The 12,549-nt window shown below is 63.1% G+C and carries 14 protein-coding genes and 1 pseudogene; 14 read left to right on the top strand and 1 reads right to left on the bottom strand.

Annotated features, from left to right (window positions below; genetic code table 11):
• Position 1 precedes the first annotated feature (1 nt).
• The 14 genes from HV742_RS14180 (at position 2) to HV742_RS14115 (ending at position 11,818) form a co-directional block, all read left to right on the top strand.
• Entirely contained in the window at positions 2-322 is a 321-nt protein-coding gene (locus HV742_RS14180; RefSeq protein WP_175145756.1) for a head-tail joining protein, read from the top strand.
• On the top strand, positions 319-870 hold the full coding sequence (locus HV742_RS14175; protein ID WP_175145755.1) for an ATP-binding protein: 552 nt from the start codon (positions 319-321) through the stop codon (positions 868-870). The genes HV742_RS14180 and HV742_RS14175 overlap by 4 nt, the downstream gene beginning before the upstream one ends.
• Before the next feature lie 9 nt (positions 871-879).
• Positions 880-1,089, top strand: a complete 210-nt coding sequence (locus tag HV742_RS14170) for a DUF2635 domain-containing protein (RefSeq protein WP_175145754.1) — start codon at positions 880-882, stop codon at positions 1,087-1,089.
• Positions 1,090-2,619: a phage tail sheath subtilisin-like domain-containing protein gene (locus HV742_RS14165; protein WP_175145753.1), complete on the top strand. Its 1,530-nt coding sequence runs from the start codon at positions 1,090-1,092 to the stop codon at positions 2,617-2,619.
• 61 nt (positions 2,620-2,680) lie between these two features.
• Complete coding sequence (locus HV742_RS14160) at positions 2,681-3,049, top strand: phage tail tube protein (protein WP_063568679.1); 369 nt, start codon at positions 2,681-2,683, stop codon at positions 3,047-3,049.
• A gap of 1 nt (position 3,050) precedes the next feature.
• Complete coding sequence (locus HV742_RS14155; RefSeq protein ID WP_175145752.1) at positions 3,051-3,380, top strand: phage tail assembly protein; 330 nt, start codon at positions 3,051-3,053, stop codon at positions 3,378-3,380.
• A 138-nt stretch (positions 3,381-3,518) separates the two neighbouring features.
• Positions 3,519-5,516, top strand: a complete 1,998-nt coding sequence (locus tag HV742_RS14150; RefSeq protein WP_175145751.1) for a phage tail tip lysozyme — start codon at positions 3,519-3,521, stop codon at positions 5,514-5,516.
• Positions 5,513-6,937: a DNA circularization protein gene (locus HV742_RS14145; RefSeq protein WP_175145750.1), complete on the top strand. Its 1,425-nt coding sequence runs from the start codon at positions 5,513-5,515 to the stop codon at positions 6,935-6,937. Before HV742_RS14150 ends, HV742_RS14145 begins: the two co-directional genes overlap by 4 nt.
• Positions 6,934-8,052 carry a phage baseplate assembly protein gene (locus tag HV742_RS14140; protein WP_175145749.1) on the top strand — a complete coding sequence of 373 codons (1,119 nt, stop codon included), beginning with the start codon at positions 6,934-6,936 and terminating at the stop codon, positions 8,050-8,052. Before HV742_RS14145 ends, HV742_RS14140 begins: the two co-directional genes overlap by 4 nt.
• A gap of 1 nt (position 8,053) precedes the next feature.
• A complete protein-coding gene (locus HV742_RS14135; RefSeq protein ID WP_175145748.1) occupies positions 8,054-8,668 on the top strand; it encodes a phage baseplate assembly protein V in 615 nt (204 codons plus the stop codon).
• Entirely contained in the window at positions 8,665-9,117 is a 453-nt protein-coding gene (locus HV742_RS14130; protein ID WP_175145747.1) for a phage GP46 family protein, read from the top strand. Before HV742_RS14135 ends, HV742_RS14130 begins: the two co-directional genes overlap by 4 nt.
• Before the next feature lies 1 nt (position 9,118).
• The gene (locus HV742_RS14125) at positions 9,119-10,282 is read left to right on the top strand and encodes a baseplate J/gp47 family protein (protein ID WP_175145746.1); all 1,164 of its coding nucleotides are present in this window, start codon (positions 9,119-9,121) and stop codon (positions 10,280-10,282) included.
• Positions 10,283-10,291: 9 nt separating this feature from the next.
• On the top strand, positions 10,292-10,888 hold the full coding sequence (locus HV742_RS14120) for a YmfQ family protein (protein WP_175145745.1): 597 nt from the start codon (positions 10,292-10,294) through the stop codon (positions 10,886-10,888).
• Positions 10,889-11,818 carry a phage tail protein gene (locus tag HV742_RS14115; protein WP_175145744.1) on the top strand — a complete coding sequence of 310 codons (930 nt, stop codon included), beginning with the start codon at positions 10,889-10,891 and terminating at the stop codon, positions 11,816-11,818.
• 504 nt (positions 11,819-12,322) lie between these two features.
• Here the strand turns inward: HV742_RS14115 and HV742_RS32105 are convergent.
• Positions 12,323-12,549, bottom strand: a pseudogene (locus HV742_RS32105) (phage tail protein); the annotation flags it as partial.

Genomic DNA, 12,549 nt, shown 5'->3' with positions numbered 1-12,549 from the left:
CATGGTTGATTACGACCAGGTCAGCCAGGCCATTAACACGGCGTTTGGTGAAGAGCTGGTTTATCAACCTGCAGGCGGCGGCAAAGCCAAGGATGTGCCCGGCGTCTTTACCGATGCCTATAAGACGGCATTCCAGGACGGCGAGGGCGGCGTCGGTTGGGTGACGACCGCACCGAGTGCGGGCTTTCGCCTCGCCGATCTGCCGCGGCCGCCGGCGAAGGATGACCGCATCACCCGGAAGAAGACGGGCGAATCGTTCCTCGTCTTCGAACAGCAGCCGGACGGCATGGGCTGGGTTCACCTGAAACTGAAGAAGCTATGACCACGACAAACCAACTACGTGCGTTGGCCGTGCAGGCGTTGACCGGCACCACTGACGCGGGCTCGCGGGCATATTCGCCGCGCGACCAGGCGACCTGGGATGGGGAGTATCCCGTCCTGTTCGTGCGAACGAACGATGAGGATGGCGTGTCGTTCGGTCGAAGCGGAGCCCCGGCCTTCACCGTGACCTCGGCGCTGGTGATCGAAGCAAGGGCTACCCACGCCGGCGAGCTGGACGACGCCGGCGCAGCGGCCCTGCAGGTCAAGCTGGAGACGCTGCGGGACCAGATCAAGGCCGCAGTCATCAACTACCCGCCGCTCATGCAGGAACTCAACCAGTTTTCCTACTTTCGCACGCGCATTACGCGAGGGCCGGAAGACGCCGCAGAACACCTGGGAGGCGTCCTGGTGGAACTGGGCCTGGAGTTCGTGCAAGGGCCGGAGGATTTCTTCCCCGTGCCCACAAACCCGCTTGAAGGGGTGGACACACGTGTTCAGGTGCCTGACGGCACCGCTGTCCCCGGCTTGGATATTGACCTTCCGCAATAGGAGCTTCGCATGTACATCAAACCTCGCCCGGGATTGACGGTGTTCGACCCGGTACGCAAACAATTCATGCCTGAAGACGGCATGCCCGTGGACGCAAACGACCTGTACTGGGCCGCGCGCTTGCGCGACGGCGACGTGGTCGAAGCGGACGCCCCTGGCGCGCAAAAGTCGGCCACCAACGAGGTGCCGCCGGCACCGCCCAATAAGGGGGGCAAGTAAATGATCCCGTTTCCCAACATCCCGCAGAATCTGCGGGTGCCGCTTTTCTACGCCGATATCGACCCGAGTCGCGCAAACACCGGTCAGATCAACCAACGGGCGCTGATCATCGGTCAGATCACGGCCGCTGGCACCGCGGTTCCCGGCAAGCCGGCGATTTCCCAGGGCGCCAACGAAGCGAAGGTGCTGGGCGGCCAGGGTTCGATGCTGGCGCTCATGACGGCCGTCTATCGCGCGCGTGACAGCTTCGGTGAGGTCTGGTATCTCCCTGTGGCGGACGATGCGTCCGCCACCGAAGCCAAGGGCGCTATCAGCTTCACTGCGGCGGCGACGGCCACCGGTGTGCTGTCCCTCTACATTGCGGCTTTCTCCGGTTCGCCGGTGGTGTCGCTGGTTTGCACGCCCAGCATGACGACCGCGCAATTGGCGACGGCTCTGGCGGCACAGATCAATGCCGCGGCCGACCTGCCGGTGACGGCTGCGGTGGATGCAGGGACCACGACGAAGGTGAACCTGACGGCCAAGAACAAGGGCCTATCGGGCAATGACATCGACGTGCGCCTGAATTTCTACGGCGCACTGAGTGGCGAAGCGCTCCCGGTGGGGCTGGGCGTCACCATCACCCCGATGTCCGGCGGTCAGGTCAATCCGACGCTGACCACTGCGCTGGCCAACCTGGGCGACATGACCTTCGACTTCATCGCCATGCCGTACAGCGACGCCGCATCCCTGAATGCCGTCAAGGCATTCCTGTCCACGACGACCGGCCGCTGGAGCTGGTCCAAGGGCCTGTATGGGCATGCCTACGGCGGCTTCCGCGGAACGCTGGGTGAATGCCATACCTTTGGCGCCACCCGGAACGACGAGCATGTATCCATCATGGGGTTCAACAATTCGCCGACGCCCTCGTGGATCCTGGCCGCTGATCTGACGGCAGCAGCGGCGATATCGTGCCGCGCAGACCCGGCCCAGCCGATGCAGACCGTGCCGCTGGCGAGCTTCCTGCCGCCGCCGCTGGAGTCGCGGTTCCAGCTGACCGACCGCAACACGCTGCTCTATACGGGCATCAGCACGTTCACGGTGGCGGACGACGGTACGGTGGCGATCGAAAACCTCATCACGACCTACCAGCTGAACGCGTTCGGCCAGCCGGACAACAGCTATCTGGAAGTCGAGACGATGAACACGTTGACGGCGGTCCTGCGGCGCCTGAAGCTGGTGGTGACTTCCAAGTACGCCCGCAAGAAGTTGGCGGCCAATGGTACGCGGCCGGCGCCCGGATCCAACATCGTTACGCCCAGCACCATCCGTGCCGACCTGACTGCGGACTACCAGTCCATGCAGGACGACAGCGGCTGGGTGCAGGGTGCGGACGTGTTCGCCAAGGGCCTGATCGTGGAGCAGAACCGCACCAACCCCAACCGGGTGGACGTGCTGTATCCGGCGATCCTGATCAACCAGCTGCGCATCTTCGCCCTGCTCATGCAGTTCAGCAACATCGTGCCGGCCAGCGAGGCCGCCAGCGCGTAAGCCCGCGTGGCTGTGGCATAGCGCCGCCTTCGGGCGGCGTTTTCATTTATAGGAGCCGATTATGGCGAATCTGTTGGCCGGCACCGCGCAAATCACGGTGGACGGCAATTCCTACATGTTGGAAGGGGCGGCGAAGTACAGCCCCTCCACCGTTACCCGCACCAGCCTGGTGGGCCAGGACGGCTATCACGGCGTCAAGGAAATGCCGGTCGCTGGCTCGATTTCCTTCACTGCCCGCGATGCGGGGAGCCTGACGGTTTATGACTTCAACCGCATGCGCAATGCGACGGTGGTGCTGCAGCTCGCCAACGGCAAGACCGTGGTGGGCCGCAGCATGGCCTGCGTCGATGCGCAGGAGGTCGACACCACTGAAGCCACCTTCGACGTCAAGTTCGAAGGTCCCCTCGTTTCCGAACAGACTGCGAACTGACATGCCGAAAAAAGAGATCCCCGACGAACTGACCATCACCCTGCGCAAGCCCGTCACGTTGGGCCAGGGCTCCGACGCCGAAACGTTCACCGAGCTGCCGCTCCGCGAACCGATCGTGGAAGAAGTTCTTTCCTTCAACAGGGAAAGCGGCAAGGACGCTGGCGATGCGCTGCGCAAGCTCATCGCCAAAGTGTCCGGCACGCCCATTGCGGTGATCAACCGCATCGGGGCGCGCGATTTCACCACCGCCGCCAACTACCTGACGTCGTTCATGGCCGGCGACGATGACAAGGCCGACGCCGAGAACGAGGAATCCCGCGAGGGAAAGTAGTCCGGCCAGTGCCTGATTGGGGGCTGATGGCGGCGGCGACGGCGAAGTTTTACGCCTGGCCGCCGCGAGACGTTCTCGGGCTACAGCTGAGTGAGCTGCGGTGGTGGCACGACATGGCAGAGCGCTTGGAGGCACAACATGGCCAATGAACTGGCATTCCGAATTTCGGCGATAGACAACGCGTCGAAAGTAGGCAACAAGGTCGGCGACTCATTCTCGCGTATTGGGGATAGAGCTGCGCGGATGTCTGGACGCCTGACCAGCATCGGCAAGACCGGCGCGACTGCGCTGGGAAAGATCACGTCTGGCCTGAATTCGATTTCGCAGGGCGCCCGGACTGCTGCTGATCGCATTTCGTCGATCATTCCTGGCATGTCGGCACTTGTCGGCCTGGCGGGGGCGGCCGGCGTTGGCGCTCTGGCGCAGCGGTGGGGTGACCTCGGATCGAGCCTGCAGCGGACGTCCCGCCAGCTGGGAATGTCGACGCGCGGGCTACAAGCATGGCACTACGCCGCCAAGCGGGCTGGGGTGACGGCGGAGCAGTTCGACCAGAGCATGCTGTCATCGCAGAACACCATCCGAGAGGCGGCGCTCGGGGCCAACCCGCAGGCCATGATGCTGATGCAGCGCCTGGGCGTGAGGATTTCCCGCGGCAAGGATGGTCAGATCGACTACGAGCGAACGCAGCACGACATCCTGGCCGCACTGGGGAAGATCAAGAACCCCGCGGGGCAGCGCACGGCGGCGGATGCGCTCGGGATGGGCGCTTTACTGCCAATGATTCAGCGCGGTACGTTCGACGCAGACCGCGCCGAAGCTGGCAGGCGTGGCTATATCTTCGGCGAAGACGCGATTGAACGCGCGTCGGCGTTCCAGGACAAGATCAACGGCCTGAAGGCCAGCACGGGCGCCCTTGCAAACACCATCGGCGACAAACTCATCCCGGTCTTGACTCCCATGATCGAAAAGCTGACCTCATGGCTGGACGAGAACCGCGTGAACATTGCAGACAGGCTCGCTGAGGCGGTCGGGAAACTGACTTCCTGGATCACTAGCGTCGACTGGGGGGCTTGGTACGACCGCGTGAACCAGATTGCCGATGCATTTGGCGGCTGGGGCAACGTGCTGGCTGGCATCGTCGCAATCAAGTTTGCGGCGACGTTGGCCGATTGGGGCCTTTCGATCGGGGCGCTTGTGGCGAGCCTGACGGCAGCAGAGGCTGCGGCGGCTGCGCTCAAGGCTACGGCGGGCGGTGCGGCCGGCGCAGGGGCAGCAGGTGCCGCCGGCGCTGGAGCTGCTGCGGCACGCGCGCCGTGGCTGGCTCGATTCCTGAATCCGTATGCGGTTGGTGCCGGCGCGCTCTTCTACAGCAAGGACCTAAACGCCGGAGAAGATGCGACGCTTGCGAGCGCTCGCCGGGCGCAGGGAAAGAGCTATTTGAGTCCCGGGGAGTACGCGCCTGGCGGAACGAGCGATCCGAAAATCCTGGAGATTGCCCAGAAGTTCATGGGTATGGGTTGGTCGAAGGAACAGGCCGCAGGTATCGCGGCGAACATTCTTCAGGAGTCCGGCGGAAATCCCTTTAGCGTGGGGGATGGCGGCAAGGCGTATGGGATCGGGCAGTGGCACCCAGACCGCCAGGAGGACTTCAAACGCGTGTTCAAGCGTGACATTCGCGATTCCACGCTGGACGACCAGCTGAAGTTTTTTGACTGGGAGCTGCGCAACGGCCCCGGCCAGCAGCGTGTCGCGGGTGACCTCTTGGCGCGGGCGACCGATGCCAATCGGGCCGCGGCCATCGTGTCGCAGTACCACGAGCGTCCTGCGGACGTGGAGGGGGAAAAGTACCGTCGCGGGATTATGGCTGACCGGATCTTCGGCGCCATGAACGGTGGTGCCGCGGGATCTGCGCAATCGGGCAGCACCCCGCCGAACGCGGCCGCCGGTGCGCCTGGGATGGGCAATGGCCCAGGGTTTGACGGCCTGAAGGATGCGCTCGATGCGTCCCTGCAGAAGCTAACGCTTCAAGTCAACGTGTCCGCACCGCCGGGTACACGCGTCGATGCGACAAGTGGGGATGGCACGGGGATGTCGACGCGCGTGAACTATTCAATGGGCCTGGGGGCTATGCCATGAAGATCTCGGACGTCGTAAAGGTAGCCGGCAGCATTGGTGGCGTCGCGAACGCTCTTGGCGACCTATTGGGGCCTGGTGCCGGCAGCTGGGAAGCTTCGCTACAGCAGGCGTCCTATGGCGGCGTCCCGTTCGGTGTGAACGGGGCGCGCTTGCACGCCGGACGCCGCCAGGCCGTCCATGTCTACCCATATCGAGATGAAGTGTGGGCTGAGGATCAGGGGAAGCTGCCCCGGCAGTTCCGGATCCATGGGTTCCTCATCGAGGACAGCGCCATATACGGCGGTGGGGGCGTGGTGGGCCAGCGGGAAGCTTTCCTGACGGTCTGCGAGACCGCCGGTCCGAAGACGTTGGTTCATCCCACGCTGGGGACTGTCGCCAACGTCGTCTGCCTGGATCTGGAGCTGGAAGAGCGAAAGGACCTGGGGCGGGTGTTCGAGTTCACCATGTCGCTCATCGTCAGCGGCGAGCGGAAGTATCCGCAGGCCGGCGAATCGACGGGTGACCAGGTGAGCAAGGCAGCGGACGCGGTTCGGAAGGGCAGCCTGCTGGACATGGCGCGCAGGGTCGCTGCAGCGATCAAGCAGGGCGTTGCGGTGGTTCGCCAGGTTGTGAATACCGCTGTGCGCTACTACCAGATGGCCGTGGGCATCGTAAATGGTGTGCGTCGCGTATTTAACGCGGTGTCGAGCCTTCGCGGCAACTTCGGCCGGCTGTTTGGTGGTGGAAATTCAGGCTTTCTGACTTCCAATCGCAAGGCATCCAGCGGTGCATCGGCGGCGGACTTGCTAGCTGCCAACGTGGCCGCAAGTGCGGCAGTGGTCGCCGCTGGCGTCAAGCTGCAGCAGGCCGCGGCAAACATTGCCGACACCGCGGCGTATGGCGACGCTGCCAATGCGTTTGTGCAGTCGGTTGCCGCGACCGCGGTGGACCCTGCGGACGGGATGGCAATGCTCGGCCGACTCGCCACCTTCCAGCCCGCGGGTGAGTCGACTGAGTCTCCCATTGGCATCGCCATCAAGACGGCGAACGACGCATGCTCGGCGCACCTGCGTCGCGTGGCCATTGCTGCGCTGGCGCAAGTGGCCGCGGAGTATCAGCCATTCTCGCAGGAGGATGCATCGCGGGTGCAGACGGAGGTCGTGGGCATCCTCGATTCCGAGATCCTGATTGCCGGTGACGGCGGCGACGACGCCAGCTATGACGCCCTGCGTCAGCTGCGGAAAGCCGTCGTTGCCGATTTTCAATCGAGGGGTGGAGATCTGGCCGAGATGGGGGTGTTCTCCTTCAACGCTTCTCAACCTTCGCTGACGTTGGCAAACCGAATTTATCGGGATCCGACGCGAGCCGGAGAACTGGTCCGCCAGGTCAATCCTATCCACCCGGCGTTTATGCCGCCCGAGTTTGAGGCACTGTCGAAATGAATAGTGATGATCTGACGCTGCGTGTGTCCACTTCGACCCGTGTCGGACGGGGCTATGAGCTGTCCAATACGCGCGTTCTTGGGGGGTGGCAGGAGGTGCGGTTCACGAGGGGAATCGAGCGATGCCCCTCTGATTTCCTGGTGAAGATGACTGACCGCTATCCCATCGCGACGCGACCGGATATGCAGGTACAGCCCGGGGATTACTGCGAAGTGTTCCTCGGAGGCGATCGCGTCTCCACCGGCTGGGTCGATCGCTTCGTGCCTTCGTTCACCGACGGCGCACATTCGGTCACGCTGGTGGGCCGCAGCAAGTGCCAGGACATCGTGGACTGCGCTGCGGTATTCGATGGGTTCCAGCTCACCAATGCCAGCGCGCTGTATATCGCTCAGACGCTTTGCGCACCGTTCGGGATCAAGGCGAGCCTGGCTGAAGGTACGAACCAAGGCGCACCCATCGAGCAGGTGGTGATCATCGCGGGCGAGAGTACGTATGACATTCTGGAGCGGGTTTGCCGATACCGCGGTCTCCTGCTGTACGACACACCGTCGGGTGATCTTCTGCTGTCGGGCATCGGGCTACAGGCCGCGGCTAGTGGCTTTCAGGAGGGCGTGAATATCGGTTCGGCCGTCGCGTCGTACTCGATGGATCAGAAGTTCAGCGACTACTACGCGATATATCAGGGGCTGGATCAGTTCAGCGATGTAGGTGGCGCCCCGAACCAGATCGCGCATCTGGTGGATGAAAGCGTGCCTCGATATCGGCCGCGGGTTGTGCTGTCGGAGAACCTTCTGGGCGGAAGCATGGTGGCTGAAGACAGGGCGAAGTGGGAAATGTCTCGGCGGCAGGGACGGTCTTTTTTTGTCCGGTTGAACACCGACAGCTGGCGGGACTCGTCGGGCGCGCTGTACACGCCCAACACAATGGCTTCCCTTGCGATTCCGTCCTTGAAGCTGGGATCAGAGGCCGCTCCCGTTTCGTGGTTGATCGCCGAGACGACCTACAACCGCGGACGCGCAGGTACAACCTGCGACGTTCTGCTGATGCCGCCGCAGGCCTTCTATCAGCAGCCCTTCATCTGGGCTCAATTCGCACCGGATCAAGTGGTGGGGTGATATGGAACAAGCAATCGAAAGGCTGTGGCGCCGGCTCCAGATGATGGTCGGGCGCGGTGTCGTCACGGCTGTGGACGACAGTGGGCCGGTGCAGTTGATGCAGGTGAGGGCCAGCGGGTTGGAAGTGGCGGACAGGCGGGTGCGTCCGCAGGAATTCGGCCTTACGTCGAATCCTCCGGTGGGATCTGACGCTGCTCTGGCAGCGGTTTCGGGCGACCGATCGTCCACGATGGTGGTCGGCGTCAACCATCAAGGGAGTCGGCCGCGCGGTCTGCTGGCCGGTGAAACGAAGCTGTACAGCCAAGACGGAAAGTATGTCTACCTGACTGCTGCTGGAGGGATCGTGGTTGATGCCGGCGGACAGGACGTTGTCGTGAACAACGCGAAAGATGTGACCTGGAACCTGAGCGGCAAGCTGACCATCGTTGCGCCTGGAGGGATCGAGTTGCAGGCGCCTATGGTCAAGTCGTCGGGCGACATGCAAGACAACTTCGAGACCAACGATCGGACCATGAAGGGCATGCGCGATGTGTACAACGACCACCATCATCCGGTGAAGAACGTTCAGGGTGGCGGTTCGACTGTGACATCGGAAAGGCCCGGGGAGGCTCAATGAGCGATATCCGCACAGTTTGGGATGCTGGCGTTGCCCACGGCGATTGGCTGCTGTCCGAAGGCGCGTTGGTCACCGGCGCGGACCTTGCGACGGCCATGCTGGTAAGCGTCTTCACTGACGCAATGGCAGCCCCCGACGACGTCATCCCGGATGGAACCGGTGATCCTCGTGGCTGGTGGGGCGACCAGTTCGCCCCTGACGCGCCTTTGGGTAGCAAGCTCTGGCTCCTGCAGCGAGAGAAGCAGACCCAGACGACGCTGAACCGTGCCTACGACTATCTGGCCGAGGCGCTGAAGTGGTTGATCGACGACGGGGTTGTGGCGCGCTTCGACATCAGCGTGGAGTGGGTCCGAGAGTCCTTTCTCGGCGCCCAGATCATTGCCTATTCGCCTGGCGGTGATTCCCTGCACACGGGGAAATACCTTTGGGCCTGGAACGGAATCAACTGATATGCCATTTTCTCGTCCAACGTTGTCAGAGCTGAGAAATCAGGTTCTGGCGGATATCAACGCGACCCTGGATGGAGCGAATGCGCTCCTGCGCAAAGCTGTCCTGCGCGTGCTGGGCGTCGCTCAAGCCGGCCTTGCGCACCTGCACTTCGGCTATATCGACTGGATCTCAAAGCAAGCAGTCCCCTGGACCGCGACGGACGAATACCTGGCGGGCTGGGGGGCGATGAAGAATGTATTCCGAAAGGACGCCGTGGCGGCCGTGATTTCCGCCCAGTTCACTGGGACGGCCGGGGTGGTCATCAGCGCCGGGGTCGAAATCAAGCGGGCGGATGGAACGGCCTACACGGTCGATGCGACTCAAGCGGTCGGCCTGGACGGAAAGGCGGTTGTCGTCCTTCGTGCTACAGAGGCTGGAGCGGCGGGGAATTGTCCGGCCGGCACGCCTGTGACCCTTTCATCGACCATCACGGGCCTGCAATCCACTGGCACAGTCGTGGGCGCGATCGCTACCGGCGCCGATGTGGAGTCCCCGGACGCATACAGCGAGCGTGTCATTGCCGCCTATCAGGAGACGCCGCACGGTGGCAACGCGGATGACTACGTCCGCTGGGCGCTGGCCGTCCCGGGGGTAAGCCGTGCCTGGTGCTCGCCCAACGGCATGGGGGCGGGCACGGTGGTCGTGCGGTTCATGATGGATACTGCACAGGCTCCGCACGGTGGATTTCCCCAGGGAAACAACGGCGTGTCGCAGCATGATCAGGGGCCTGACGGCTTGCCGCGTGCCGCCGTCGCAACGGGCGACCAGTTGGTGTTGGCTGATGCGCTGATCGGCCTGCAGCCCGTTACCGCTCTGGTCTTCGCGTGCGCGCCAGTGGATAACAGCTTGCATTTCAAGTTGTCTGGACTTTCTGGCGCCGGTGCGGCGACGCGAAGCGCGATTTCGGCCGCGCTGGCAGATGTGCTGTTTCGAACTGGAGATGCCCGCGGCGGGACGATCAACCGCAATGACATCGAGGGCGCGATTAACAGCGTCTCGGGCGCTTCGGGGTGGCTTCTGGTCGAGGTCGCCGGCACAGTTAATGGCGTTGTGACCGTATACCCCGGCAACGTCACGAACGTGATTGGACAGCTGCCAACGCTTGGTGGCGTCACGTACCTATAGGGGTGAGGGATGGGCTTGAAACTACGAGCTGGAGACTTCCTCCAGGCGTTCATGAGCCTCCTGCCGCGGGGGCGGGTTTGGTCGCGGGATGCAAGCAGCGTCCAGAGTCGCGCTTTGCTTGGCCTGGTAACGGTTTACGAGGTCAATACGGCACGCGCAAATCAACTTCTGGTTGATGCCTTTCCTGGCTCGACCTACGAACTCCTTCCAGAGTGGGAATTGACTCTGGGCTTGCCGGACCCATGTGCCGGGCCGGCGCCGACGATCCAGGCGCGCCGGGCGCAGCTTGTCGCGAGGCTTACGGCTACGGGCGGGCAGTCGATACCGTATTTCACCGGGTTGGCGAACCGTCTGGGCTATGACGTCGTCGTGAGGCAATTTATGCCATCCCGATTCGGAAAGCGTTTCGGCACGCCTTTTGGTGGGGAAGACTGGGCGCATGCCTGGCAGGTGAATGCGCCTACTTTTACCGTCAACCGGCTTCACTTCGGCGATTCGTTTGGCGGCCCTTTCGCCTACTGGAATAACAACGTCCTGCAATGTGAGCTGCTGGCTTCGAAGCCTGCGCACACATTGCTCAATTTCTCGTATTCGGAGCAGACCTGAATGGACCTTCTGATTGCACCATACACCGTTACCAAGGAGCAGGCCGATACGGCACCTGCGACCGGCACGCCCGGGTGGGCGACCGACGGCAACCCCGCTACCAACAAGCCCGCAACGCAGTGGCCCGCCTATGCCTTCAACGGTATGCAGGAAGAACTTGTGTCCGTCATCCTGGGGGGCGGCCAGACGTTGAATCGCAACGACAACACCTTGCTGCTCAAGGCGATCCAGAAGCTGATCACCACGGCCGTGGGGAATCGGCCGCCTATCTTCTCCATTACTGCACTGCCCACGCAGGACATCGGCCCCATCATCGTCACCGAGTGCGAAGAGGTGTGGCGTTGGTCGGCGAGTGCCTATTTCAACGGCTACCGATCGTCGCTTTGCGGTCGACCGCTGGATGGACATACAGCCACCCCGTTGGTGAGTGAGGTCGACGCGATCGGCGGGTTGCTGTCGAAAGCGGACTACGCCCGCCTCTGGGGCTACGCCCAGGAGCAGGGCCTGGTCAAGACCGAGGCCATTTGGCAGGCGAACCGCGGCGCGCATTGGTTCTCGGACTTCTCGGCCACGCAATTCCGGGTGCCTGATTTACGCGATATGTTCCGCCGTTTCACCGGAACTGACGCTGACACTGCAAATGCGAGGACGCTGGGTAGCAAGCAATCGGATGCGATGCAACAGATTGCTGGCGCGTTGGGGTTTCGGCGCCTGAACGACGGAAACAGCCTGGTCGGCAACAGTGGAGTTACTGGTGCGTTTGGCTTCGCTGCCGGCGCGCGCAGCCCTTCGCCGCGTCTGGTATCGGCCACGGACGCAAGCCCGTTGGCCGATGACCAGTTGACCTTTTCGGCCGCCGCTGGTGGCGCAAGGACCGCCAGTGAAACTCGCCCGAGAAACACCGCCTATCACCCTCGTATCCATGCTTGACGTCTGCCTCACTGCAAATGCGAGAGCGCTGGCGAGCCGCCAGGCGCAGGCTGTTCAACCGCACGCGCACAGCATCGGATTTCGCGTCAGCCAGAACCGCGTTGAGGCCGTCACTGGCGAGCAGGCGTGGGCCTTGCTCGACGGCTCAGGCATGACAACCGACGCCGCCGGCACCGCTGAAACGCGCCCGCGCAACGTGGCCTACCACCCTCGTATTCACGCTTGACGTCCGCCTCACTGCAAATGCAAGAGCTATGGCCAGCCGTCAGGACGATGCGTTGCGCCTGCACGGTCACAGGGTGCGCGGCACGAATACAGCAACCCCGTTCTCGACGCTCTACGCTGTGGGTGGCGCTGCAAACACGCTTGCTGGCGGCCAGGCTAGCGGGGACAACTTCTACGAGAAGGGGCCCGCAGGTGGTTCGTTGCCATACATCGAACAGACAGGGGGGGGTGAAACCCGTGGGACGAACGTCGCCTATCACCCTCGGATCCATGCGTAGCCTAAGCGTGAATTCGGGGGTAATAAGCGACGTTGCGCGGCCGGGTCTCGCTTCCACCGGTGGCCAGTGTGGTCAACCCCTCGCCGAGGTTGCGGACTGCCAGCAACGTCCCGCCCGCCGCGTTGGCGTTGCCGCTTCTGTCCAGCGTTGCCGCGTTTTGGGCGTGGCTGTGGCTTTCCATGGCTGCGGCCTGGCGCGAAGCCAGCACCCTCGCATTTGCAGTGAGGC

It is taken from the genome of Achromobacter ruhlandii, assembly GCF_902859695.1.
In the GTDB taxonomy this organism is placed as follows: Bacteria; Pseudomonadota; Gammaproteobacteria; order Burkholderiales; family Burkholderiaceae_B; genus Achromobacter; species Achromobacter ruhlandii.
The sequence above is the reverse complement of the archived record's forward strand: the minus strand, read 5'-3'. Positions and strand labels throughout refer to the sequence as shown.